This window comes from Thermomonas paludicola, assembly GCF_024498955.1.
In the GTDB taxonomy this organism is placed as follows: Bacteria; Pseudomonadota; Gammaproteobacteria; order Xanthomonadales; family Xanthomonadaceae; genus Thermomonas; species Thermomonas paludicola.
In genome coordinates, this window is the sequence record NZ_CP093311.1 from 702,272 (window position 1) to 726,446 (window position 24,175).

At 68.7% G+C, this 24,175-nt stretch carries 18 protein-coding genes; 10 read left to right on the top strand and 8 right to left on the bottom strand.

Translation table 11 applies throughout. The features are described from left to right. Positions 1 to 4: 4 nt before the first annotated feature. Complete coding sequence (locus LIW09_RS03400; RefSeq protein ID WP_256646567.1) at positions 5 to 1,408, top strand: mannose-1-phosphate guanylyltransferase/mannose-6-phosphate isomerase; 1,404 nt, start codon at positions 5 to 7, stop codon at positions 1,406 to 1,408. Between the two features lie 213 nt (positions 1,409 to 1,621). On the opposite strand, the gene cysK is transcribed toward LIW09_RS03400, so the two are convergent. Together cysK and cysG are read right to left on the bottom strand one after the other, a co-directional pair. Beyond that, positions 1,622 to 2,581 (bottom strand): cysteine synthase A, encoded by a 960-nt coding sequence (gene cysK / locus LIW09_RS03405; protein ID WP_256646568.1) that lies wholly within the window; start codon positions 2,579 to 2,581, stop codon positions 1,622 to 1,624. 48 nt (positions 2,582 to 2,629) lie between these two features. Then, on the bottom strand, positions 2,630 to 4,081 hold the full coding sequence (cysG, locus tag LIW09_RS03410) for a siroheme synthase CysG (protein WP_256646569.1): 1,452 nt from the start codon (positions 4,079 to 4,081) through the stop codon (positions 2,630 to 2,632). A 153-nt stretch (positions 4,082 to 4,234) separates the two neighbouring features. On the opposite strand from cysG, the gene LIW09_RS03415 reads away from it, so the two are divergent. Beyond that, positions 4,235 to 5,203 (top strand): LysR family transcriptional regulator, encoded by a 969-nt coding sequence (locus tag LIW09_RS03415; RefSeq protein ID WP_256646570.1) that lies wholly within the window; start codon positions 4,235 to 4,237, stop codon positions 5,201 to 5,203. Between the two features lie 4 nt (positions 5,204 to 5,207). Here the strand turns inward: LIW09_RS03415 and LIW09_RS03420 are convergent, their stop codons facing one another. The 3 genes from LIW09_RS03420 to LIW09_RS03430 all read right to left on the bottom strand — a co-directional run bounded on the left by LIW09_RS03420 (position 5,208) and on the right by LIW09_RS03430 (position 9,628). Next, positions 5,208 to 5,942: a phosphoadenylyl-sulfate reductase gene (locus tag LIW09_RS03420; RefSeq protein ID WP_256646571.1), complete on the bottom strand. Its 735-nt coding sequence runs from the start codon at positions 5,940 to 5,942 to the stop codon at positions 5,208 to 5,210. A gap of 25 nt (positions 5,943 to 5,967) precedes the next feature. Continuing rightward, complete coding sequence (gene cysI / locus LIW09_RS03425; protein ID WP_256646572.1) at positions 5,968 to 7,674, bottom strand: assimilatory sulfite reductase (NADPH) hemoprotein subunit; 1,707 nt, start codon at positions 7,672 to 7,674, stop codon at positions 5,968 to 5,970. Between the two features lie 130 nt (positions 7,675 to 7,804). Further along, positions 7,805 to 9,628, bottom strand: coding sequence for an assimilatory sulfite reductase (NADPH) flavoprotein subunit (locus LIW09_RS03430; protein WP_256646573.1), 1,824 nt, complete (start codon positions 9,626 to 9,628; stop codon positions 7,805 to 7,807). A gap of 252 nt (positions 9,629 to 9,880) precedes the next feature. On the opposite strand from LIW09_RS03430, the gene LIW09_RS03435 reads away from it, so the two are divergent. Beyond that, a complete protein-coding gene (locus LIW09_RS03435; RefSeq protein ID WP_256646574.1) occupies positions 9,881 to 10,225 on the top strand; it encodes a ComEA family DNA-binding protein in 345 nt (114 codons plus the stop codon). Positions 10,226 to 10,330: 105 nt separating this feature from the next. Here the strand turns inward: LIW09_RS03435 and LIW09_RS03440 are convergent, their stop codons facing one another. Beyond that, positions 10,331 to 11,038: an energy transducer TonB gene (locus tag LIW09_RS03440; protein ID WP_256646575.1), complete on the bottom strand. Its 708-nt coding sequence runs from the start codon at positions 11,036 to 11,038 to the stop codon at positions 10,331 to 10,333. A 224-nt stretch (positions 11,039 to 11,262) separates the two neighbouring features. Next, positions 11,263 to 11,994, bottom strand: a complete 732-nt coding sequence (locus tag LIW09_RS03445) for an SIMPL domain-containing protein (RefSeq protein ID WP_256646576.1) — start codon at positions 11,992 to 11,994, stop codon at positions 11,263 to 11,265. 124 nt (positions 11,995 to 12,118) lie between these two features. On the opposite strand from LIW09_RS03445, the gene LIW09_RS03450 reads away from it, so the two are divergent. From LIW09_RS03450 to tldD, 4 genes are read left to right on the top strand one after another with little or no spacing between them, the layout of a single operon-like run. After that, positions 12,119 to 12,688 (top strand): Maf family protein, encoded by a 570-nt coding sequence (locus tag LIW09_RS03450; RefSeq protein WP_256646577.1) that lies wholly within the window; start codon positions 12,119 to 12,121, stop codon positions 12,686 to 12,688. Next, the gene (rng, locus tag LIW09_RS03455; protein ID WP_256646578.1) at positions 12,685 to 14,181 is read left to right on the top strand and encodes a ribonuclease G; all 1,497 of its coding nucleotides are present in this window, start codon (positions 12,685 to 12,687) and stop codon (positions 14,179 to 14,181) included. Before LIW09_RS03450 ends, rng begins: the two co-directional genes overlap by 4 nt. A gap of 36 nt (positions 14,182 to 14,217) precedes the next feature. Further along, positions 14,218 to 18,021, top strand: a complete 3,804-nt coding sequence (locus tag LIW09_RS03460) for a YhdP family protein (RefSeq protein ID WP_256646579.1) — start codon at positions 14,218 to 14,220, stop codon at positions 18,019 to 18,021. A 50-nt stretch (positions 18,022 to 18,071) separates the two neighbouring features. Continuing rightward, a complete protein-coding gene (tldD, locus tag LIW09_RS03465) occupies positions 18,072 to 19,511 on the top strand; it encodes a metalloprotease TldD (protein WP_256646580.1) in 1,440 nt (479 codons plus the stop codon). 14 nt (positions 19,512 to 19,525) lie between these two features. On the opposite strand, the gene yjgA is transcribed toward tldD, so the two are convergent. Next, the gene (gene yjgA / locus LIW09_RS03470; protein ID WP_256646581.1) at positions 19,526 to 20,089 is read right to left on the bottom strand and encodes a ribosome biogenesis factor YjgA; all 564 of its coding nucleotides are present in this window, start codon (positions 20,087 to 20,089) and stop codon (positions 19,526 to 19,528) included. A 17-nt stretch (positions 20,090 to 20,106) separates the two neighbouring features. Between yjgA and pmbA the strand changes: the two genes are divergently transcribed. From pmbA to LIW09_RS03485, 3 genes are all read left to right on the top strand, one after another. Beyond that, entirely contained in the window at positions 20,107 to 21,483 is a 1,377-nt protein-coding gene (pmbA, locus tag LIW09_RS03475; protein ID WP_256646582.1) for a metalloprotease PmbA, read from the top strand. A 76-nt stretch (positions 21,484 to 21,559) separates the two neighbouring features. Next, on the top strand, positions 21,560 to 22,954 hold the full coding sequence (locus LIW09_RS03480) for a DUF1800 domain-containing protein (protein WP_256646583.1): 1,395 nt from the start codon (positions 21,560 to 21,562) through the stop codon (positions 22,952 to 22,954). A gap of 1 nt (position 22,955) precedes the next feature. Next, the gene (locus LIW09_RS03485; protein WP_256646584.1) at positions 22,956 to 24,110 is read left to right on the top strand and encodes a DUF1501 domain-containing protein; all 1,155 of its coding nucleotides are present in this window, start codon (positions 22,956 to 22,958) and stop codon (positions 24,108 to 24,110) included. Positions 24,111 to 24,175 lie beyond the last annotated feature (65 nt).

Sequence of the window (24,175 nt, forward strand, 5' to 3'; positions counted from 1 at the left end):
ACGCGTGGTGAAATTGCAGCCCGTCCTGTTGTCCGGCGGTTCCGGAACGCGCCTGTGGCCGCTGTCGCGCGAGGCCTATCCCAAGCAGTTCTTGCCGCTGGTCGGCAAGGACACCATGCTGCAGGCCACCTGGCGACGAGTGGCGGCGCTGGCCGATGCCGCGCCGATCGTGGTTGCCGGCGAAGACCACCGGTTCCTGGTGGCCGAGCAGTTGCGCCAGATCGGCGCACCGGTGCCCGCCATCGTGCTGGAACCGATCGGGCGCAATACCGCGCCGGCCATTGCCGCTGCGGCCTTGCAGGCGATGGTGGCGGGCACCGACCCGGTGCTGCTGGTGCTGCCGTCCGATCACGTGGTGCGCGACGACGAGGCGTTCCGCTCTGCCGTGCGTTCCGCCATGCCGGCTGCGGAAGCCGGTGCGCTGGTGACCTTCGGCATCGTGCCGAGTGCGCCGGAAACCGGTTTTGGCTACATCCAGGCCGAGCCGGGCGAGGGCGTGCGCAAGGTGTTGCGTTTTGTCGAAAAGCCCGACATCGCCACCGCGCAAGGGTATCTGCGGGTGGGCGGTTATTTCTGGAACAGCGGCATGTTCCTGCTGCGTGCGTCGCGTTATCTCGAGGAGCTGCAGCGCTTCCGCCCGGAGATCGTGGCGGCGGTGCGCAAGGCCTTCGATGCGGCCTCGCGAGACGGTGATTTCATTCGCCTGGACAAGGCGGCGTTCGCCGATTGTCCGCCGGATTCCATCGACTATGCGGTGATGGAGCACACCGGCGCGGCGATGGTGCTGCCGGTATCGATTGGCTGGAACGACGTGGGCTCGTGGTCGGCGCTGTGGAACGTGAGTGAGCAGGACGCCGATGGCAATGCGCATCAGGGTGACGTGATCGCCATTGATTCCCGCAACAGCTATGCCTATGCGCGGCGGTTGGTGGCGCTGGTGGGCGTGGATGACTTGGTGGTGGTGGAAACCGACGACGCGGTATTGGTGGCGCGCAAGGACCGGGTGCAGCAGGTCAAGGACGTGGTCGCGCAGCTGAAGGCGCAGCAGCGCTCGCAGGCCGTGCTGCACCGCGAGGTACACCGCCCGTGGGGCAGCTATGACTCCATCGACATGGCCGACGGGTTCCAGGTCAAGCGGATCAAGGTCAAGCCGGGCGCGCGGCTGTCGCTGCAATCGCATGAGCGCCGCGCCGAGCACTGGGTGGTGGTGCGCGGCACCGCGCGGGTGACCCGCGACAACGACGTGTTCGAACTGTTCGCCAACCAGAGCGCCTACATCCCGATCGGCGCCAAGCACCGGCTGGAGAATCCCGGCGGCGAGATGCTGGAACTGATCGAGGTGCAGTCCGGCGATTACCTGGGCGAGGACGACATCGTCCGCTATGAGGATGTATACGGGCGTTCGTAACGGTGTGTGGTGCGTGCGTTCTCTCGCGGCCGCGTTCCCGCGGGCACTGCCTTCCGCGAATGTCCCCCGGCATTGGCCGGTGGCCAATGCCTCCTCCTTGATTTCGCTGCAGGCAGCGCCCGCGGGAACGCGGCTTGGGAGATTGCGGCGTGTGAAGTATGTGCCCCTCCCGCATCGCGGGAGGGGTTCTTGTCCGCTGCGGATTGGGGTGGCTCAGCCCAGGCTGGCCAGCCACTCGTCGTCGCTGCCCTCGTTGATGTCGGCGAACAGCGGGCTGGAGAAATAGCGCTCGCCGGTGTCCGGCAGCATCGCCAGCAGCACGCTGCCTTCCGGCGCGGTTTGCGCCAGTTGCAGCGCGGTGGCGGCAGTGCCGCCGGCGGAAATGCCGACGAAGATGCCCTCTTCGGCAGCCAGTCGGCGCGAGGTGGCAATCGCCTCGTCGTCGGTCACCGTGCGCAGTTCGTCGAAGGCGTTGCGGTTGAGCACATCGGGCACGAAGTCGGGCGTCCAGCCCTGGATCTTGTGCGGCGCCCACGCATCGCCCTTGAGCAGGGCGGCGCCGGCCGGCTCGGTGCCGATGATGCGCACGTCGGGACGCGCGACCTTGAGCACTTCGCCCACGCCGGTCAGCGTGCCGCCGCTGCCCCAGCCGCTGACGAAGGCGTCCAGCCGCTTGCCGGCGAAGTCACGCAGGATCTCGGCGGCGGTGGTGCTGCGGTGGTAGGCCGGATTGGCCGGGTTGCTGAACTGGCTGGCCCAGAACCAGCCGTGCTTGGCCGCCAGTTCCTTCGCTTTCTCCACCATGCCGGTACCGCGCGCGGCGGCCGGCGTCAGGATCACCTTGGCGCCGTAGGCGCGCATGGCCTTGCGGCGTTCGATGGAGAAGGTTTCGGTCATCACCGCCACGAACTTGTACCCGCGCGCGGCGGCAACCATCGCCAGCGCGATGCCGGTGTTGCCGGAGGTGGCCTCCACGATCGTGTCGCCGGGCTTGAGCAGGCCGCGCTGCTCGGCGTCGAGCACGATGCCCAGCGCCAGCCGGTCCTTGACCGAGCCGCCCGGGTTGAACGATTCCACCTTCACATAGACGGTGGCGTGCGCCGGAGAAAGCCGGCGAAGTTTGATGATCGGCGTGTTGCCGACGGTGTCGAGGATGCTGTCGTAAAGAGCCATGGTGCGTGTGTCCTTGTTCCGGTATCAGGGAGTTCTTGAACGGCGATGTCAGGCAGCGCGGGGCAGGCGCCGACATCGTGCGTCGTCCGCAGTCAGCGGCGCGGCGCCGAACCAGTGCAGGCGGGGGGCGAGGGCGGCGACTTCGCCGACGATCAGCAGCGCCGGTGCCTGCACGCCATGCAGACGGGCGAGCGCCGGCAACTCGGCAAGCGTGCCCGCGACCACGCGCTGCTGCGGGCGGCTGCCGTTCTCGACCAGCGCGAACGGCGTGGACGCGGCCAGGCCGTGCCCGACCAGGTTGTCGCGCAGCTGTTCCAGCCCGGACACGCCCATGTAGAACGCCAGCGTCTGCCCGGGCTGCGCCAGCGCTGCCCAGTCGTGGCTGGCCTCGCCGTCGCGTGCGTGCGCGGTGAGCAGGCGCAGCGATTGCGCATGGTCGCGGTGGGTCAGCGGGATGCCGGCGTGGGCGGCGCAGGCGACGGCGGCGGTGATGCCGGGCACCACTTCGTAGTCGATGCCGCGCTCGCGCAGCGCTTCCAGCTCTTCACCGCCGCGGCCGAACACGAACGGATCACCGCCCTTCAGCCGCACCACGTGCTTGCCGGCCTGCGCCAGCTCGATCATCAGCGCGTGGATGCGCTGCTGGGTGGCGTGGTGGTTGCCGCCGAGGCGCTTGCCGACTTCGATGCGCGTCGCGTCGCGCCGCGCCAGCGCAAGCACCTCGTCGCTGACCAGCCGGTCGTGCAGGATCACGTCGGCCTCGTTGAGCAGGCGCAGTGCGCGCAGGGTCAGCAGGCCGGGATCGCCGGGGCCGGCGCCGACCAGCGCCACGCGGCCGCGGCGCGCGGGCGTCGTTGCGTGCAGTTCCGCTTCCACGTTGCGGCGCGCGGCATCGGCGTCGCCGCGGCGCAATAGCGACTGCGCGGAGCCGGCCAGCACGCGCCGGAAGAACGCGCGGCGCTCGCCCAGCTCCGGCAGCAGTGCACGGATGCGGCCGCGCATGTCAGCCAGCAATTGCGCCAGCGCGCCCAGTGACTCGTCCAACTGTGCTTCCAGCTGTTCGCGCAGATGGCGTGCCAGCATCGGTGCGGCGCCGCCGCTGGAAATCGCGATCTGCAGCGGGCCGCGCTGCACGCGGGCGGGCAGCTGGGCGCTGGCGAGTTCGGCATCATCCACCACGTTGGCCCAGATGCGGCGGGCCTGCGCGGCTTCGCTCACGGCGCGGTTGACGCGGGCATCGTCGGTGGCGGCCACCACCAGCCATGCCGCATCCAATTGGGCTGGCGCGAAGGCAGGCGCCAGATGCGTGATGCGCCCCGCCCGCACCAGGTCGCGCAACGCGGCGTCCAGCGCGGGTGCGACCAGCGCAATGTCCGCGCCGGCTTCCAGCAGGGCTTCGATCTTGCGCGCCGCCACGCTGCCGCCGCCGACCACCAGCACGCGCCGGCGGCGCAGGTCGAGGAACAGCGGGAACAGCAACGGGGCAGCCGGGCTTTGCATCTCGCCACGCTAGGCCTGGCGGCAGAGGGATGGAAATGGCGACACGGTTTTTGCTTATGCTTTAGGGGCATAAAGGCTGTCTGGAAATGCCTGCAGACTTCGATATACTTCATCGCTATATGCAGATATAGCGATATAAAGAGTGCCGATGCCATGACCCTCACCCAGCTTCGCTACCTTGTTGCCATTGCCGATTCCGGCTTCAACATCACCCAGGCCGCCGAGCGCGTGCACGCCACGCAGCCGGGCTTGTCCAAGCAGCTCAAGCAATTGGAGGACGAACTGGGTTTCCAGCTGTTCCTGCGCAAGGGCCGCAGCCTGGAAGGCGTTGCGCCGGCGGGCGTTCGCGTCATCGAACACGCGCGCCGGATCCTGGCCGAAGCTGCCAACATCCGCAGCTATGCCGCCAACGAGCGCGGCGAGCATCGCGGCCGACTGCTGTTGGCCACCACGCACACCCAGGCGCGCTATGTGTTGCCGCCGGTGATCGCCGAGCTCACGCGTCGTTACCCGCAGGTCAGCGTGGATCTGTTCGCCGCGGGTGACGCCGAAGTGCTGGACAAGCTGGACGAAGCGGATTTCGGCTTGATCAGCACGGCCGGCAGCGCGCCGGCCGCCAATGGCGTGGCGGTGCCGCTGTTTCGCTGGCAGCGTGTGTTGCTGGTGCCCGCCCAGCATCCGCTGGCGCAGGCCGATGGCCCGCCGGCACTGGCCCAGCTGGCGCGTTATCCGCTGATTTCCTACGAGTCATCAACCCTGCCGGAATCGTCGTTGCAGCGCGCCTTCGCCGCAGCCGGGGCAACCCCGCAAATCGCGATGACCGCCCGCGATGCCAATCTGATCAAGACCTATGTGCGCACCGGCATGGGGGTGGGGTTGCTGGCGGAGATGGCGGTGAACCACCGCGAGGATGACGATCTGCGGGTGATCCCGGCGCCGCCGGAATTGCCCGAATGCATCACCTGGGCGGTGGTGCCGCGCGGTCGCGTATTGCGTGAATACGCGCTTGCACTGCTGCATGCGCTGGCCCCGCATATCGACCCGCGCGATCTTCGGCGAATCCTGGAGGGCAACCAGCCGCCGCAGTGGCCGCAACCGCCGCGCTGGCAGGCGGCCGACTAAGGCTCTATGCCGCCGAGCTGGCCGGTTCGTCGAAGTGCAGCCCGCATTCGCGGCGCAGGCCGAAGAAGCGCGTCTGCGCGGCGTCCATGCCGGGTTGCAGCGGCTGGGTGGTGTGCACGTCGCCGACCGAGACGTAGCCCTGCCGCGCCAGCGGGTGTTCCGGCAGGTCATGGAGCAGCATGTAGGCGCCCACGTCGATGTCGGTCCAGTCGGCGATGGGATGGAACTTGAAGCGCCCGTCCTTGATTTCCAGGTAGGCGATGTCGCGGCGGCTGCTGGCCTGCCCGCGCCGCAGGCCGGCATGCCAGCACTGCACGCCAAGTTCGCGCAGCGCGCGCTGCATCGGTTCCACCTTGCGCAGCTGGTTGTAGCGGCGCAGGCCGTCGCTGCCGGCCTCCCACAGCTTGCCGAAGCGCGCTTCCATCCAGGCGATGCCGATGCCGGGACGGTACACCTGCAGGTTCAGGCCGAGCTGTTCGACCAGTTGGTCGGCGTAGCGGTAGGTCTCCGTGAACAGGTAGCCGGTGTCGATCAGGATCACCGGGATGTCCGGCCGCGCCTGCGTCAGCAGGTGCAAGGCAACCGCGGACTGCACGCCGAAGCTGCTGGACAGCGCGTGCGCGCCGGGAATGTGCTGCAGCGCCCATTCGACGCGCTTGCGCGCGTCCATGCGGCCCAGCAGGCGGTTGAGATCGGTCAGCGCCTCGGGCGATACGGTGGCGGGATCGAGGGTGTTCATGGCGTCTTCCGTGAACGGTGCGCGATCAGGCGGCTTCGGCCGGATCGACGCGGACATGGGTGGGGTAGGGCGGCAGTTCGACCAGGCCGGCGCGGTGCAGGTAATCGCCGAAGCGTTCATCCGGTTCGCGCTCGGCGGCGTACCGCGCCAGCAGCGGGTCAAGCGCGTCCAGGATCTGCGGCTCGGTGACGTTGTCGCGGTACAGCGTGTTCATCCGCATGCCGCGGTGGTCGCCGCCGACGAACAGGTTGTAGCGGCCGGGCGCGCGGCCGACCAGCGCGATCTCCGCCAGGTACGGCCGCGAGCAGCCGTTGGGGCAGCCGGAGACGCGCAGCAGGATCGGTGCTTCGCGCAGGCCATGCTTGTCGAGCAAGGGCTCCAGCGCGTCGAGGAAGCCGGGCAAGTAGCGTTCGGCCTCGGCCATCGCCAGCGCGCAGGTGGGCAGCGCCACGCAGGCCACCGCGCTGCGGGCGATGGCGGTGGGTGCGCGGTTTTCCAGGTCCAGCGCATGCTGCGCAACCAGCGCGTCGATGCGCGCCCGCTCGCCTGCCGGCACGCCGGCGACGATGACGTTTTGGTTGCAGGTCATGCGGAACTCGCCGCGATGCACCTTCGCGATTTCGCGCAGGCCGGTCAGCAGCGGCCGGCCGGGCGTGTCGGCGATGCGCCCGCTGGGCAGCGACAGCGTCAGGTGCCACAGGCCGTCGTCGCCTTCGACCCAGCCGAAGCGGTCGCCATTGTGCTCGAACGTGTATGGACGAGCGGGCTGCAGCCGGAAGCCCGCGCGCTCTTCCATCATCGCCACGATTGTTTCCGGTCCGTGCTTGTCGATGGTGTACTTGAAGCGCGCCTGCTTGCGGTCCTCGCGGTCGCCCAGGTCGCGCTGCACGGTGACGGCGGCGTCGGCAATGGCCAGCACCTGCGTCGGCGTCGCGAAGCCGATCACGTTGCCGACGCGCGGATAGTGTTCCTTGATCCCGTGGCTGGCGCCCATGCTGCCGCCGATGGCGACGTTGAAGCCGGCGAGCGCGCCCGCCTCGTCGACGATGGCGATCAGGCCGAGGTCGTTGGCGAACACGTCGACGTCGTTGTACGGCGGCACCGCCACCGCCATCTTGAACTTGCGCGGCAGGTAGGCATCGCCGTAGATGGGCTCGGCCTCGACCCCGCTTTCGGCCACCTTCTCCTCGTCCAGCCAGAGCTCGTAATAGGCGCGGGTGGCGGGCTTGAAGTGCAGCGACAGCCGCTGCGCCCAGTCGTGCACCTGGGCATGCAGGGCGGATTGCAATGGATTGCTGGCGCCCAGCACGTTGCGGTTGACGTCACCGCAGGCGGAAACGGTGTCCATCGCGGCGGCGTTGATCGCCTGCATGGTCGCCTTCAGGTCGCGCTTGACCACGCCGTGGATCTGGAAGGTCTGGCGGGTGGTGACGCGCAGCGAGTGGTTGGCATACGTGGTGGCGATGGCGGCCAGCCCCAGCCACTGCTGCGGCGTGAACACGCCGCCCGGCGCGCGGATGCGGATCATGAACTGGTGCGCGGGTTCGAGTTTCTGGCGGCGACGCTCGTCGCGCAGGTCGCGGTCGTCCTGCTGGTAGCTGCCGTGGAACTTGATGGTGCGCTGGTCCTCGAAGTTCAGCGAGCCGGTGCTGGCGTCCAGCAGGCCTTCGGCCAGGGTGCCGCGCAGGCGCCGGCTTTCGAGCTTGATTTTTTCGACGGAGGGGTGGGACATGGAAGGTCAACTCGAAAACGTTCGTGGTTCGTCATTCCCGCGAAGGCGGGAATCCAGCTTTCAGGTTTTGCAAGAACTGGATTCCCGCCTTCGCGGGAATGACGGGCAGAAGCCGGATGACGGCAAGCACTCAGTACACATCGCGCGCATAGCGCCCCTCCCGCTGCAGGTTCGACAGATACTCCGCCGCCGCCTCGGCATCGGCGCCGCCGTGTTCGCGCACGATGTCCAGCAGGGCGGCATGCACGTCCTTGCCCATGCCGATGGCGCCGCAGACGTACAGGTGGGCGCCGTTCTGCAACCAGTCGTAGACCTCGCGGCCGCGCTCGTGCAGGCGCTGCTGCACGTAGGCCTTTTCGGCCTGGTCGCGCGAGAACGCGAGGTCGAGGCGATGCAGTTCGCCCTTCTGCAAGGCGTCCTGCCACTCGGTCTGGTAGAGGAAGCCGGTGTTGAAATGCCGGGCGCCGAAGAACAGCCAGTTGCGGCCGGTGGCGCCGGTCTCGGCGCGCTCCTGCACGAAGCCGCGGAACGGCGCGACGCCGGTGCCGGGACCGATCATCAGGATGTCGCGGCTGGCATCGAGGGGGACGCGGAAGCGTTCGTTCGGTTCGATGTAAACCGGCACGCTGCCGCCTTCCGCCAGCGCGGCGAGGAAGCCGCTGGCCGCGCCGAGATGATCAAAACCGTGCGCGCGGTAGCGCAGCACGTCGACGGTCAGGTGCGCTTCCTCGCCCACGCGCTTGCGGCTGGAGGCGATGGAATACAGCCGTTGCGCCTGCGGACGCAGCGCGGCCACCAGGGCCTGCGCGTCCCATGCGGCGGGCCAGCGGCGCAGGGTGTCGATCAGCTGGTGGTCACCCAGCAGCGCGGCCAAACCGGCGTTGCCGGGTTCCAGCAGCTGCTTCAGGTCATCGGCATTCGCGCGTTCGGCCAGCGTCGCCAGCAGCGGGCGCGACAGCCGGGTCAGCTCGCGCCTGTCCGCCAGCCACTGCGCCAGCGGCAGCGACGCGCCCTCGTGTTCGACGGTGGTGCCGCCGTCCAGCCGCGTCGCCTCCAGCACCGCATCGACCAGCGCGTCCGGGTTGCGGTGGCGGATGCCCAGCGCGTCGCCGGGCTCGTAGGCCAGGCCGCTGCCTTGCAGCGACAGTTCGATGTGGCGCACGTCCTTGGCGATGTCGCCATAGCGGCGGAAGCCGGTGCCCTTGAACTCGCGGCCGGTGATGCCCTGGTTGGCCAGCAGTTCGGCGGCGAAGGGCTTCTCGTGCGACCACGCCGGCGCGGCGTGCGGGCGCAGCGGAGTGACGGTGGCGAGGTGCGCGGTCGGCGCGGGCTTGAGCAGTTCGCGGGCGTGGCCCAGCGCCTGCTCGCGCCACGGCGCGGCGACGGTGTCGATGTCGAGGTCGGCCTCGCCCAGCGCCTGCACGCGGGTCGCGCCCAGTTCTGCCAATCGCGCGTCGAGCTTGCGGGCGATGCCGCAAAACTCGGCATAGCTGGAATCGCCCAGCCCCAGCACGGCGTACTTGAGTTGCGGCAGCTTCGGCGCGCGCTTGCCGTGCAGGAATTCGGCGAAGCCGATGGCGTCGTCCGGCGGATCACCTTCGCCCTGGGTGCTGATGACCACGAACAGCAGCGTTTCGTTGGCCAGTTCCCGGGTCGGGTACGCGTCAGCGCGCAGCAGCCGCACCGGCAGTCCGGCGGCCTGCAACGTGGCGTGCAGCGCCTCGGCGGCGCGCTTGGCGTTGCCGGTCTGGCTGCCATACACAATCGTGCCCGGCTGCACCGCGAGGACGGCTGGCGCTGGCGATTCCGTCGCCAGCCCGCGGGAAAGCCCGGCCAGATAGCCGGACGCCCACAGCAGGTCGCTGCGCCCGGCGGCACCGATGAACTGCGACAACAGGCCGGCCTGAGCGCTGGTCAGCGGCGTGGGGAGCGGTGTGGTAGTGGCGTGCGACATGACGGCTGGCGGTTGGGAATGCCAGCGCAGGCTATGCAGTGCGGTGCGACGGGGGAAAGGAAGGCTGGTTATGCAGACATGGAAAGCGGGGCGTTTGCCCCTTGCGGCGGGCTTTTCCTACGTCGGGACGGGATGAAGGCAAGGGCCTGCATGCGGCGCCCGCCGATGTCGCCTGCAGCACGGATTCGGGAACCTGTGCATGCCGGGTCGCAACCTGCGACGCCGGAACCTGACCACTCCAAGGAGCCTGTGATGAAGATCCTGACCACCCTGTTGTCCACGTTGGTTCTGTCGCTGGCGATGGCCGGCACTGCCCTGGCCGGCGAAAGCGTCAACATCAATACCGCCGATGCCGCCACCATCGACCGCGTGCTGCTCAACGTCGGCCCGTCCAAAGCGCAGGCCATTGTCGATTACCGCAAGGCCAACGGGGCGTTCCGCACGCCCGAGCAGTTGGCCCAGGTCAAGGGCATCGGCCTGAAGACGGTGGAGAAGAATCGCGACCGCATCAGCCTGGGCGGTGCGCGTGCGCCAGCGGCAATGGCCCACGCCGTGGCGGTGGCCAGGCCGGCACCGAAGCCGGTGGTGCGCCGCTGAGCCTGCGGCCGCGCCATCCTGCCGACAGGGTCTGCGGGATGGCGCGAGCCACGAAGGCATGTCCTGCACGCCACCCTGCAAGGCACGCGGGCCGCGCCGCTGCCCTCAGAGAGGCAGCTTGAACTCGACCGGCACCATGCCGATCGCCTGCACTGTCTGGCCCTCGCGCGTGGCGGGCTGGAAGCTCCACCGCTTGAGGACCTGCGTGCGTGCGGCTTCATCCAGTTCGCGGTGCCCGCTGCTGCTTGCAACCGTGACCTCCAACGGGTGACCGTCCGTCCCCACCAACACCCGCAGCAGCACGGTGCCGCTGAGGTGGCGCTGCAAGGCTGCACGCGGGTAGGCCGGCGCGGGCGCGACGCGGTACGCCAGATGGGCTGGCGTGGGGGCGGGATTGCCGCTGTCGCCCGAGATGTCCAACGGCAGTTCATCGCCCTGGGACGCTGGCTCCGTTGCGGCCTGGCTGCCGGTCTCCGCGAGAGCGGTCGCGGGTGGATCATCGTTTTGGGCCGGCGCAACGCGTTGGTGTTGCAGTGTCGGCGCGCTTGGATGCGGCAGCGATGGGGCAATCGGCACGAACTCGACGACTTGCGGCTGGCGCGCAATGGGCCGGGCGATGGGGTTGTGGCTGGGGGGATCCAGCACGGCCGGCGGCGGCAGCGCCATCGGCATCATCAGCAGCCCGAAGGCCAGCAGGTTGAACGCCAGGGTGCTGCTGAGGGTGAGGATGCGGATCGAGTCGAGCTGCGGCTTGGCGGCGGGTTTGAGCAGGGCGAAGCCGGCGGGGCGGGGCAGGGCGTGGGCGCGAACCATGGTCAACCTCCAGTGCGGTGGGCAATTCGGAGAACACGAACCATGTAACGGGCGAGGGTTGCGACCGGGGTTGGTGCATCGGCATCGCTCGCTTTCACGTTGCGCGCGGCCGGGGGCAGGACGCAATCGCGGCAAGCCGATCGGTTGTGTGCCGTTCAGCAAGGCGCAAATGACGACGCCCGCACAGGGCGGGCGTCGTGTCTGGGGGTCGCGCCGACGATCGCTCAGTGACCGAGTTCGAACACCATCTCCACGTTGACTGACACCGTGCTTTCGCCCGGCGCAATCGCGGTTTCCTTGGCGGCGCCGGCGTCGGCGGCCATCATTCGCAGCATCGGCATGGGCCGGGGCTGGCTGGCGCCTCCCTCGCTGATGCTGACGATCCGCAGCACGCGCATGTCCAGCGCCTTGGCGTAGGTCTGCGCCTGGGCCTGCGCTTTCTTGATCGCAGCGAGGCGTGCTTCCTCGATCGCGGCGTCCGGTTTGTCGATTTCGAAGCTGGGGCCGTTGATCTGGTTGGCGCCTTGTGCCACCAGCGTATCCAGCACCTTGCCCAGGCGGGCAAGCTCGCGCACCTTCACGTTCACCGTATTGCTGGCCTGGTAGCCGACGATGGCCGGCGGCGCGTTTTCCACGTATTTGTATTGCGGGTTGAGGTTGATCCCGCTGGTCTGGATGTCGCGCGCGGCGATGCCGGCGGCACGCAGCGCCGCCATCACCTTGTCCATTTGCACGGCGTTGTCGCGCATCGCCGCATTGGCATCCGCCGCTTGGCTGACCACGCCGGTCGACAGGGTGGCCACGTCCGGTGCGCGGCTGGCGTCGGCGGTGGCCGAAACCGACAACAGGGTGCCCTGCGGTACGGCAGTGGCGACCTCGGCGGAAGGGTGGGCGTTGACGGTCATCGGCGCGGCGGCAGCAAGGGCAAGGGCGAGAACGAGCGGACGTAACGACATGATGGACTCCTGGAATGGGTGGGGGAAGGATGCACACGCAGCGAGTGAACGCTCGGTGAGCCGCGATGGGGTGATTGGCGCGGGCAGGCGCAGCGCGTCATCGGTGAACGGTTAGACTTCCTCCATGCTGCATCTTGCCTCGCGCTCACCCCGCCGTGCCGACCTGTTGACCCGCCTCGGGTTGGAGTTTGGCCTGATCGACCTCGACATTCCCGAACAGCAGGGAGCCAGCGAGGCCGCCGCCGACTATGTGCGCCGGGTGGCGCGCGAGAAAGCCGGTGCCGGCCTGCTGAGCGTGGTCGCGGCTCCGGATGCGGTGGTGCTGGGGGCCGACACCGAAGTCGTTCTGGATGGCGTGGTGTTCGGCAAACCGCTCGACGTGGTGGATGCGGCGGCCATGTTGCGGCGCTTGTCGGGCCGCAGCCATGAGGTGATGACGGCGGTGTCGCTGGTAAGCGCCGGGTGGGAGGCGCAAGCGGTGTCGTTGACCAGGGTGACCGTGGAGCCGCTGTCCGATGCAGCCATTGATCGCTATCTCGATGGCGGTGAGTGGCGAGGCAAGGCGGGCGCCTACGCCATCCAGGGCTGCTTCGAGGCGCACGTGGAACGCCTGGAGGGCAGCTATTCCGGGGTCATGGGGTTGCCGCTGCATGAGACGGCGCGGCTGCTGCGCCAGTCCGGGTTGCTGCCATGAGTGAAGAGCTGCTGGTCAACGTGACGCCGCGCGAGACGCGGGTGGCGGTGGTTGAAAACGGCATGCTGCAGGAGTTGCATATCGAGCGTGGCAGCCAGCGCGGGGTAGTCGGCAATATCTACAAAGGCAAGGTGCAGCGGGTGATGCCGGGCATGCAGGCCGCCTTCGTGGATGTCGGCCTCGAACGCGCGGCGTTTCTGCACGCCAATGACATTTTCCGCAGTGCGCCGGTGGACGCGGGAGACGTGCCGGTCGCGCCGCCGCCGCAGGTGCAGGTGCAGATCACCGAGTTGTTGCGCGATGGCGCCGACATCGTGGTGCAGGTGGTCAAGGACCCGATCGGCAGCAAGGGCGCGCGGTTGACGACCCAGATCAGCATTCCCTCGCGCTATCTGGTGCTGCTGCCCCGATCGAAGGTGATCGGCGTTTCCGCGCGCATTGAAGATGAGGCCGAGCGCGCGCGCTTGAAGGCCCTGATCGCCGAGCTGGCCGCCGGCGGCGAGCATGCCGCGCCCGAGCATGGCTTCATCGTGCGCACCAATGCCGAGGGTCAACCGGCGGAAGCGCTGGCCGAAGACATTGCCTACCTGCGGCGGGTATGGGCCCTGATCGAGAGCGGTTCCATGGCGGCAAGCGTGGGCAGCCGCATCTATGAAGACCTCAGCCTGCCGCTGCGCGCGGTGCGCGACCTGATCCGCCGCGACGTGGACAAGGTGAAGGTGGATTCACGCGAGACCTGCGAGCGGTTGCGGGAATTTGCCGCGCAGTACATGCCGGAGCTGGCGGAGAAGATCGAACATTATTCCGGCGCGCGTCCGATCTTCGACCTGTATGGCGTGGAGGACGAAATCCAGCGCGCGCTGGACAAGCAGGTGCCGCTGAAGTCGGGCGGCTACCTGGTCATCGACCAGACCGAGGCGATGACCACGGTGGACGTGAACACCGGCAGCTTCCTCGGCCAGCGCAATCTCGAAGAGACCGTGTATCGCACCAATCTGGAAGCCGCGCAGGCGGTGGCGCGGCAGCTGCGCCTGCGCAACCTGGGCGGCATCATCATCATCGACTTCATCGACATGCACGATGCCGAGCATCGGCGGCAGGTGCTGCGCACGCTGGAGAAGTCGCTGGCGAAGGATCACGCCAAGACCACGGTGTACGACTTCTCGCCGCTGGGACTGGTGGAGATGACCCGCAAACGCACGGTGGAGTCGCTGGAACGGCAGCTGTGCGAGCCCTGCCACGAATGCGGCGGGCGCGGGATGGTCAAGACGGCGGAAACCGTGACCTACGAGGTTTTCCGCGAAATCGTGCGCGCCGTGCGCCAGTTCGATGCCGCGCGGCTGCTGGTCATCGCCTCGCCGCAGCTGGTGGCGCGCATTACCGACGAGGAATCCAACGCGGTGGCGGAGCTGGAAGAGTTCATCGGCAAGTCGATCCGCTTCCAGGCCGATGCGCAGTACCTGCAAGAGCAGTTCGATGTCGTGCTGCTTTGAGTCCGCGTGGCGGTCATGGGCCCACCGCCGATGACCATGCCTTGGCGCCATCGCCTGCGTCTGCTCAGGCGCGGTGCCTGGTATGCGTTGGCTGGGGTGTTGTTGCTGGTGGCGCTGCTGGCCACCGTGGCCAACCAGCTGTTGCCGATGGTCGAGCAGCGTCCGGAGCAGGTGGCGGCATGGCTGAGCGCGCGCGCGCAGCGCAAGGTGACCTTCGACCGGCTTGAAACCGAATGGACTCGGCGTGGCCCGCTGCTGCAGCTGGACAATTTGCGCATTGGCGATGGCCCCGATGCGCTGCCGATCGGTGATGCGGAAATTCTGGTTGCACCCTACGCCGGACTGTTGCCGGGGCGCTCGCTGACTGAGCTGCGTTTGCGCGGGTTGGACCTGACCCTGCAGCGCGACAGCAATGGCCAATGGCAGGTGCGTGGGTTGCCGGGCCAGCAGACCGGCGGCGATCCGCTGGATGCGCTGGCGCATCTGGGTGAACTGCAGATCGCACAGGCGCGGCTGCGCGTGCTGGCGCCGGAGCTTGGGCTTGACCTGCGGCTGCCGCGCATCGATCTGCGCCTGCAGGTCAACGGCAGTCGCGTGCGCGCGGGTGCGCGCGCCTGGTTGCGTGCGGACGCGACGCCATTCGACATTGCCGGCGATCTGGATCGCCGCAGCGGTGACGGCCAGGTCTATGCAGGGACGCGGCAGGTGGATCTGGCGGAAGTCGCCGGCACCGTGCATTTGCTCGGCGTCACGCCCATCAGCGGCAAGGGTGCGCTGCAGGGCTGGGCACGCCTGCAGGGCCACCGGGTGGTTGCGGTACACGCGGTTGCCGGGTTGAAGGATGTGCGCCTGCGCGGGGCACCGTTGCCGGACGCGCCGGCCCCAAGCCGCGCGTTGGGCGAGTTGGCGCTGGATGCCCGCTGGGCCGGCAGCCTGGCCGATTGGCAGCTTCACGTGGCGCGGCTGCGCTTGGGCAGTGGCGCGCAGCCACAAACGCTGGATGGGCTGGCGCTGGCGGGTGGCCACCACTATGCCCTGCGTGCACGGCGATTGGATGCAGCCCCGCTGCTGCAGCTTGCGATGCTCGGCAATGCGCTGTCCCCCGGGTTGCGGCATTGGCTGCAGGCAGCCGCGCCGGGCGCGCTGCTGGAGGATGTGGAATTTGCGGGCGGTGGCGGCAAGCTGCGCGCCAGCGCGCGCCTGCGCGGCTTCCGCTTTGATCCGGTCGGGCATGCGCCCGGCCTGCGCGGCGTGGGTGGGTGGCTGCAGGCGGATCAGGACGGGCTGCGGCTGCGCTTTGATCGCAGCGCGCAGGTGGCATTCGATTGGCCCGCCGGGTTCGGTGTCGTCCACGAATTCAAGCTCGATGGCGAAGCCGTTGTGTGGCGTGACGGCGCGGGCTGGACCGTGCGGACGCCGGGGCTCGCCCTCGCCGGCGGCGCGTTGCAGATGCGGGCGCGTGGCGGCATCGGATTCCAGGGCGACGGCAGCCGCCCGCATCTGGACATCGCCGCAGACATTGGCGATACGCCGATTTCAATGGCGCACGGCTTCTGGATCCACCACCTGATGCCCAAGGCGACGGTGCAGTGGCTGGACATGGCCCTGCAGGGCGGCACCCTGCGCAACGTTCATGCGATCGTCGCGGGTGACCTGGACGACTGGCCGTTCCGCAATGAGCCGGGCATGGCCGGTGCCGGCGTGTTTCGTGCGGATGCGCATATCGACGATGGCACGGTGAAATTCCAGCGCGACTGGCCGGCGGCGCAGCAGATGGATGCCGACGTCAGCTTCGTGGCCGACGGGTTCACCGTGAACGGGCGGGCGCAGCTTGCCGGCGTTCCGATACCGGCCTTCAGCGCGGGCATCGCCCGCTTCCGCGAAGCCGAGCTGCGGGTGGATGCGCAGGCAGCAGGCGATGCACGCAATTTCCTGACGATGCTGCGCGCCAGCCCGCTGCACAAGGACTATGGCGAGATCATGGACAACCTGCGCGCGGCGGGCCCGGCGCAGGCGGGGTTCCACATGCTGCTGCCGCTGCACCATGACCAGCCGGTGCCGCCCACCATCGAAGGTACGGTGACGCTGGCCGGGGTGCAGCTGGGCGAGCAGCGTTACAAGCTCGATTTCCAGCAGGTGCGCGGGCAGGCGCGCTACGACCGTGGCGGCTTCGAGGCGCCTGCGCTGCAGGTGCGTCACGAGGGCGCGCCCGGGCTGCTGGCGCTGCGTGCCGGGCCGCATGTGCGTGATCCCGCGCAGGCGTTCGAGGCGCAATTGCAGACCCAGGCCGATATCGATGGGCTGCTTGATCAGGCGGGCAATCTGGATTGGCTGAAGCCGCACGTGCGCGGCAGCTCGGCCTGGACTGCGGAAATTTCGGTTCCGCGCGCGGCTGGAAAAGGCACGCCGACCTCCCGGCTGCGGCTGCGTTCCAATCTGGTGGGCACGGTGTTCGACCTGCCCGAGCCATTGCGCAAGGCAGCCGGCATGGCGTTGCCCGCCACGGTCGATCTGCGCCTGCCGCTTGACGGTGGCGAGGTCGTGGCCACCCTGGGCAATCTGCTGTCGCTGCGCAGCCGCAGCGTGAAGGGCCAGACCGGCCTGCGCGTGCAATTGGGTGGTGGCGACGCCGGCCCGCCGCCGGCGCGCGGGCTGTCGGTAAGCGGGCAGGTGGATCGGCTTGATGCACTGGACTGGATCGGGCTTGCCGCCGGTGGTCGCGGCAATGGCGACCTGCCGCTGCAGCGCATCGATGTGCAAGCGCAGCGGCTGCGCCTGCTGGGCAGCGAATTTGCCGCGGCCAAGCTGCAGCTGATGCCCGCTGCGCGCGGGACCGCCGTGCAGGTGCAGGGCGCGGGGATTGCCGGCAGCCTGATGGTGCCGGAAGCCGATGGGGCAGCCGTGACCGGTCGCTTCGACAGGCTGTATTGGGGACTGCCCGGTGTCGATGCGGCTGGCGCGGCTTCACCGCTGGGGATCCGGTTCGATCCGGCAGCCATTCCGCCGCTGCTGTTCGACGTGGCCGACCTGCGCATCGGCGAAGTGGCGCTGGGGCGTGCGCGCTTCCGCAGCACGCCGGTCGCCGGCGGCTTGCGTCTGGACGAATTCACCACCAGTGGTGGCAAGCAGCGGCTGGCCGCCAGTGGAAGCTGGGTGGGGCGCGGCGCGGGCGAGCGCAGCCAGCTCAAGCTGGAAGCCAATAGCGACGACATCGGCGTGCTGCTGGCCGGACTGGGGCTGGGCGGTCAGGTGCGCGGTGGCAAGGGCCGGCTGGGACTGGAGGCGAACTGGGCCGGCGGTCCGGAGGCGTTCTCGCCGGGCACCGTGGCGGCGCTGCTGGCGCTGGATGCCCGCGACGGCCACCTGCTGGAACTGGAGCCCGGCGCGGGCCGGGTGCTGGGCCTGCTGGGCATTGCCCAGTTGCGGCGCCGGCTGACCCTGGACTTCAGCGACTTCTTCAGCAAGGGCTTTGCGTTTGACCGGATCCAGGGCAATGCACGGCTGGCCCAAGGGATCCTGCACACCGACAATCTCGCCATTCGCGGCCCCGCCGCCGATATCCTGGTGCGCGGCGACACCGATTTGCGCAACCAGCGCTTCGACCAGAGCGTGGACGTGCTGCCCAAGTCCGGCGGCTTGCTGACCGCGGTGGGCGCGCTGGCCGGCGGGCCGGTGGGCGCGGCGGTGGGCGCGGTGGCCAACGCCGTGTTGGACAAGCCGATGCGTGGCTTGGGCGCAAAGCACTACCGCATCACCGGGCCATGGGCATCCCCGGCAATCGAAACGCAGGCGCACGCGGCATTGCCGGTGGCCACCACGACGCCCACCCAAGGCGATTGATTCCGGCCCGATGGCCGCCATTTTCCAGCAAGGCTTTCCACAAACCACGCATGAATACACTGACGCTCGCCGAATCCGCCTTGCTCGCCCCCGCCGGTCTTGACCTGCATGCCCTGGATGGCGCCTTTGCCCGCCTGTTGGGGCCGGGCATCGATTTCGGCGACCTGTATTTCCAGCATGCGCGGCGCGAGGCGTGGAGCATGGAGGACGGCATCGTCAAGGACGGCTCGCACAGCATCGAGCAGGGCGTGGGCGTGCGTGCGATTTCCGGCGAGAAAACCGGCTTCGCCTATTCCGATGAACTCGACGCGCCGGCGCTGATCGCGGCGGCGCAGTCGGCGCGCGCGATCGCCCGCGATGGCCGCGCGCAGGGCGCGCACGCATTGCAGTCCAGGAGCGCCCGTGCGCTGTATCCGGCGCTGGACCCCATCGACGCGCTGGACAACCTCGTCAAGGTGGCGGCGCTGCGCCGCGTGGATGCGCTGGTGCGCGCGCTTGACCCGCGCGTGCGGCAGGTGATGGTGAGCCTGACCGGCGGCGTGGATACCGTGCTGGTGGCGCGCAGCGACGGTGTGCTGGCCGGCGATGTGCGGCCGCTGGTGCGGATGAACGTGCAGGTGATCGTGGAGCAGAACGGGCGCCGCGAATCCGGGTTTTCCGGTTTCGGCGGACGCTACGGTTATGCCGAATTGCTGGCGGGCGACAAACCGGAGACGTTCGCGCGCGAAGCGCTGCGGCAGGCGCTGGTGAATCTGGACGCCATCGATGCTCCCGCCGGGGCAATGCCGGTGGTGTTGGGCCACGGCTGGCCGGGCGTGCTGCTGCACGAGGCGGTGGGCCACGGGTTGGAGGGCGACTTCAACCGCAAGGGCACCTCCACCTATGCCGGCCGCATCGGCCAGCGCGTTGCCGCCGCAGGCGTGACCATTGTCGATGATGGCACCCTGGACGGTCGCCGTGGCTCGCTCAGCATCGACGACGAAGGCACGCCCAGCCAGTGCACCACGCTGATCGAAGACGGCGTGCTGGTCGGCTACATGCAGGACACCCACAACGCGCGGCTGATGGGCATGGCCCCGACCGGCAATGGTCGCCGTGAATCGTTTGCGCACCTGGTGCTGCCGCGGATGACCAATACCTACATGCGGGCGGGCAGCCACGACCCGGACGACATGATCCGATCGGTGAAAAAAGGCCTGTATGCGGTCAACTTCGGCGGTGGCCAGGTGGACATCACCAGCGGCAAGTACGTGTTCTCGACCACCGAGGCCTATCTGATCGAAGATGGAAGAATCACCGTGCCCGTGAAGGGTGCGACGCTGATCGGCAACGGTCCGGAAACCATGCAGAAGGTGGCGATGATCGGTGCCGACCTGGCGCTGGATGACGGCGTGGGCATCTGCGGCAAGGACGGGCAGTCAGTGCCGGTCGGCGTGGGCCAACCCAGCTTGCTGATCTCGGAAATTACCGTGGGCGGGACGAAGGCGTGATGACGCCGATGACATCAGGTGTCGTCGTCTTCAAGCGCATCGTCGCTGGCGTCATCGCCGCGCGACAACAAATCCCGCAGTTCGCGGAACAGCTCGCGGAACGCGCGCGGCGGCTTGTTCTTGGCGCGTTCGTCGTGGGTATTGCGCACCAGTTGGCGCAGTTTCTGGCGGTCAACCTGCGGATGGGCGGCCACGACTGCCGTCAGCGCGGCATCGCCATCCACGCCCAGCAGCGCCTCGCGCAGCGCTTCGGCGCGATGCAGGGCAGCGGTTTCGCGGCGCGCGGCGTCGCCGTCCTTGGACATGGCATCGCGGATCGCATCCAGCGTCGCGTCGTCCAGCTTGCGCATCTGCTTGGCCAGGAAGGCCAGCTGGCGTTTGCGCGCGCCGTGGGAGGCGATGCGCTGGGTGTCCTGGATATGCGGCAACACGTCTTCGGGAATGGGCAGCCGGCCCAGCTGCGCCGCGGTCAGTGCCACCAGTTGCTCACCCAATTCCAGCACGTCCAGCGCCGCACGCCGTTGCGCGCTGCGGCTGGGGCTCAGGAATTCGCCGGTCTCTTCGTCATGTCCTCGCATCGCAACAGGATAAGCCATTGAACACGTTCGTCACCGATCTTGCCCCCCTTCCGGATGACAGCAGCCAGCGCCAACAGCGGCTCGCCGACGTTGCGCGGCAGCTGCTGGAGCGCGCCCGCGCCGCTGGCGCAACGCAGGCCGAGGTGAGCTGCAACGAAGACGCCGGCCTGGCGGTCAACGTGCGGATGGGCGAGGTGGAGACGGTGGAAGCCACGCGCGACCGCGGCGTCGCCATCACCGTGTATTTCGGCCAGCGCAAGGGCAGCGCCAGCACCGCCGACCTGCGCGAGGACAGCCTCGAGGCCACCGTGGCGCAGGCCTGCGCGATTGCCCGCCACACCGAGGAGGATCCGGCGTCCGGCCTTGCCGATCCGGCGCTGATGGCCACCGTCCAGCGGGAGTTCGACAGCTGGCATCCGGCGCCGTTCGACGCCACCCGTGCCATCGATCTGGCGCTGGCCTGCGAGCAGGCGGGGCGCGAGGTGGATGCACGCATCGGCAATTCCGACGGGGCGTCGATGAATGCCAACGCCTCGCTCAGCGTGTATGCCAACTCGCATGGCTTCCTTGGCAGCGAACGTGCGACCTCCTACAGCCTGGGTTGCGCGCTGATTGCCGGCGAAGGCGAGGCGATGCAGCGGGATGGCTGGTACAGCGTGGCGCTGGCGCAGCCGGACCTGGAGGCGCCACGTGCCGTGGGTCGCAAGGCGGCGCAGCGCACGGTGGACCGGCTGGACGCGCGCCAGCTTCCCACCGGGCAGGTGCCGGTGCTGTTTGCCGCCGAAATGGCGCGTTCGCTGATTGGCAGCTTCATCGGTGCGGTATCCGGCGGTGCGCTGTACCGCAAAGCCAGTTTCCTGCTGGACAGTGCGGGCACGCGCGTGTTCCCGGAGTGGTTTGCCATCGAGGAAGACCCGTTCCTGGCGCGCGGCTTCCGCTCGGCGGCGTTCGATGCCGAAGGCGTGGCGACGTGTCGCTCGATGCTGGTGGATGCCGGCATCGTGCAGCGCTACGTGCTGGGCAGCTATTCGGCACGCAAGCTCGGCTTGCAGACCACCGCCAATGCGGGGGGCGTGCACAACCTCGAGGTGAAGGCGAATGCAGGCGACCTGCACGCGATGGTGAAGGGCATGGCGCGCGGCCTGCTGGTGACCGAGTTGATGGGGCAGGGCGTGAATGCGATCACCGGCGACTATTCGCGCGGCGCGGCGGGCTTCTGGGTGGAGAACGGCGAGATCGCCTATCCCGTCGATGGCATCACCATCGCCGGCAACCTGAAATCGATGTTTGCGGGCATTGAGGCCGTGGGCAATGACATCGACCCGCGTTCCCATGTTCGTACCGGCTCGATCCTGATCGGCTCGATGATGGTGGCCGGATCGGGCGCCACATGACAGAACTGTAATCCGGGGCTGTCAACCGCCTGCCAGACGCGTGCGTTGCTGCTGATGTTTCCAGTGGAGTCAGGCCATGGCGATATCCCGGACCGTCAGCGCGGCCAACCGGTTCGGGCTGGGTGCCCGAGCGGGCGAACTGCAACGCATCGGCAACGACCCGCGCGGCTGGTTGCTGGCGCAACTGGGCGTGGCGCAGCCGATCGACGCATTCGCTGGTCTGCCGGATAGCGCCGGCTATCTGGATCTGTACGTGCAGGTCCAGAAGCAACGCAAGCAGATGCGCGAGCTCAAGGCGGCGGGCGATCTGGATGCCGCCCGGCGGGTGAGCGGGCGGGACGGGTTGCGCCGCGCGATGCAGCAGGAACTGCTGCTGCGCCAGGGCGTGGCGGTGGCCAGCGAGCAGGGGTTTCGCGAACGGCTGGTGCGCTTCTGGTCGAACCACTTCGCGATTTCGGTGGACAAGCATGTCGCCGCGCTGTTCGCCGCACCGATGGAGCGCGAGGCGATCCGTCCGCATGTCGGCGGCCGTTTCGTGGACATGCTGCTGGCGGTGGAGCGGCATCCCGGCATGTTGCTGTACCTCGACAACGCACAGTCGATTGGCGACGACTCGCGGATGGCGACGCGGCGCGCGGGGGCGCGCAAGCGCGGCCTCAACGAGAACCTGGCGCGTGAAATCATGGAGCTGCATACGCTGGGCGTGAATGCCGGCTACAGCCAGCAGGACGTGACCGAATTCGCGCGCGCCATCACCGGCTGGAGCGTGGCGCGCCCGAATGATCGCGGCAGTGGCAGCGGCGCGTTCGTGTTCCGCGCAACCGCGCATGAACCCGGCGCGCGGCGGGTGTTCGGCAGTACCTATCGGCAGCCTGGCGAAGAACAGGGCGTGGCGATCCTGCATGACCTGGCCCGGCATCCGGCCACTGCCCGCCACGTCTCGATGAAGCTGGCGCGGCATTTCGTGGCCGATGCGCCGGCGCCGGCGCTGGTCGAGCGCATGGCCCGGGCCTGGCTGGCCAGTGACGGTGACCTGGCCCAGGTGTGCCGCACGATGGTGGAGGACGATCGGGCGTGGGTGGCCATGGATCGCAAGTTCAAGACACCCGAGGATTTCTGCGTGTCCGCGCTGCGCGCCTGCGGCCTCGACGGGCAGCGCGAGCTGGCGCTGTCCCTGCGCCTGCAGGGGCAGCTGGGGCAGCCGGTATTCCAGCCGCGCTCGCCGGCGGGGTTTGGCGATGTTGCCGCAGACTGGGGCGGGCCCGATGCACTGTTCAAGCGCGTGCAGGCCGCGCAAACCCTGGCCGAGCGCCTGCCCACGGGCATCGACCTGACCCCGCAGGTGCTGGGCGACGCCGTGCTGGGCAGCGCGCTGGATGCGCAAACCGCTACTGCCCTGCGCCGCGCGGAATCGGTACAGCAAGGCGTGGCCCTGCTGCTGGCCAGCCCCGCCTTCCAGTGGAGGACATGAGATGAAACTCGATCGACGCAGCTTCCTCGGCTTGGGTGCCGGTGCGTTGGCAATGGCGGCAATTCCCAAATTCGCGCTGGCTGCAAGCTCGGCGTCGGACACGCGCTTTCTGCTGGTGCTGTTGCGCGGCGGGCTGGATGGTCTGCATGCGTTGCAGCCCCTCGGCGACCCGGCCTTTGCGGCGCTGCGGGGCGAGTTTGCCAGCGCCAGGGGGCAGGCCGCGGCGCTGCGCCTGAACGCCGATTTCGCGCTGCACGGCAGCATGACCTGCAGCGCCGGACTGTTTGCCAGCGGGCAGTTGTTGCCGGTGGTTGCGGTGGCGCCGCCGTATCGGCATCGCTCGCATTTCGAGGCGCAGGATTGCGTGGAAAATGGCACCACCGGCACCAGTGGAACGACGGGTTGGCTCAATCGCTGCGTGGCCGCGATTCCGGGCGGCAAGGGCTTGGCGCTGTCGGCGGTGATGCCGCTTGCCATGCGCGGCACGGGCGACGTTTCCACGTGGTCGCCGCCGCTGGCCAACGGGGTGGACCCGATCCTGTGGCAACAGCTGCAGTTGCTGTACGCCGCCGATGCAGCGCTGGCACCGACCTTCGACTCGATCGATGCGGGGATGGAAGGCACGAGCGCAGGCAACGACAAAGGGGACCTGCGTCTGCCGCAGGCAATGGCGGCAGCGGCAACCTTCATGTCGGCAGCAAACGGCCCGCGCATCGGTTTCGTGGAAGACACCGGCTGGGATACCCACGGTGGCGAACTGGCGGTGCTGGATCGCAAGCTGGCGGAGCTGGATGCGGGGCTGCAGGCCTTTCACGAGGGGGCGCAGCCGGTGTGGGGCAGAACGGTGGTCGCCATCGTCACCGAATTCGGGCGCACCGCGGCGATCAATGGCACCGGCGGCACCGATCACGGGACCGGCGGTGTGGCGTTCCTGGCCGGTGGTGCGGTCAACGGTGGCCGCATCGCCGGCGACTGGCCCGGGCTTGGCAACGCGCAGCTCAATGAAGGTCGCGACCTCCTCGCCACCACCGACATGCGCGCGCTGTTCAAGGGCGTGCTGCGCGATCACCTTGGCATTGCCCGCGACGCGCTGGCACAGCACGTGTTTCCGGAGAGTGCCGCGCTGTCGCCACTGGCCGGGTTGGTGCGTGGATAACCGGTATGCAACGGTGCTGCCGGGCTGGCAGGCGGTTCGGCCGGGATAGCGCGTGGCCGCGCGTG

Excerpts from the sequence above, each read along its gene's own strand:
- cysK (WP_256646568.1), bottom strand. The coding sequence starts at position 2,581 with ATGGCTCTTTACGACAGCATCCTCGACACCGTCGGCAACACGCCGATC.
- cysG (WP_256646569.1), bottom strand. The coding sequence starts at position 4,081 with ATGCAAAGCCCGGCTGCCCCGTTGCTGTTCCCGCTGTTCCTCGACCTG.
- LIW09_RS03415 (WP_256646570.1), top strand. The coding sequence starts at position 4,235 with ATGACCCTCACCCAGCTTCGCTACCTTGTTGCCATTGCCGATTCCGGC.
- LIW09_RS03420 (WP_256646571.1), bottom strand. The coding sequence starts at position 5,942 with ATGAACACCCTCGATCCCGCCACCGTATCGCCCGAGGCGCTGACCGAT.
- cysI (WP_256646572.1), bottom strand. The coding sequence starts at position 7,674 with ATGTCCCACCCCTCCGTCGAAAAAATCAAGCTCGAAAGCCGGCGCCTG.
- LIW09_RS03430 (WP_256646573.1), bottom strand. The coding sequence starts at position 9,628 with ATGTCGCACGCCACTACCACACCGCTCCCCACGCCGCTGACCAGCGCT.
- LIW09_RS03435 (WP_256646574.1), top strand. The coding sequence starts at position 9,881 with ATGAAGATCCTGACCACCCTGTTGTCCACGTTGGTTCTGTCGCTGGCG.
- LIW09_RS03440 (WP_256646575.1), bottom strand. The coding sequence starts at position 11,038 with ATGGTTCGCGCCCACGCCCTGCCCCGCCCCGCCGGCTTCGCCCTGCTC.
- LIW09_RS03445 (WP_256646576.1), bottom strand. The coding sequence starts at position 11,994 with ATGTCGTTACGTCCGCTCGTTCTCGCCCTTGCCCTTGCTGCCGCCGCG.
- LIW09_RS03450 (WP_256646577.1), top strand. The coding sequence starts at position 12,119 with ATGCTGCATCTTGCCTCGCGCTCACCCCGCCGTGCCGACCTGTTGACC.
- rng (WP_256646578.1), top strand. The coding sequence starts at position 12,685 with ATGAGTGAAGAGCTGCTGGTCAACGTGACGCCGCGCGAGACGCGGGTG.
- LIW09_RS03460 (WP_256646579.1), top strand. The coding sequence starts at position 14,218 with ATGCCTTGGCGCCATCGCCTGCGTCTGCTCAGGCGCGGTGCCTGGTAT.
- tldD (WP_256646580.1), top strand. The coding sequence starts at position 18,072 with ATGAATACACTGACGCTCGCCGAATCCGCCTTGCTCGCCCCCGCCGGT.
- yjgA (WP_256646581.1), bottom strand. The coding sequence starts at position 20,089 with ATGCGAGGACATGACGAAGAGACCGGCGAATTCCTGAGCCCCAGCCGC.
- LIW09_RS03480 (WP_256646583.1), top strand. The coding sequence starts at position 21,560 with ATGGCGATATCCCGGACCGTCAGCGCGGCCAACCGGTTCGGGCTGGGT.
- LIW09_RS03485 (WP_256646584.1), top strand. The coding sequence starts at position 22,956 with ATGAAACTCGATCGACGCAGCTTCCTCGGCTTGGGTGCCGGTGCGTTG.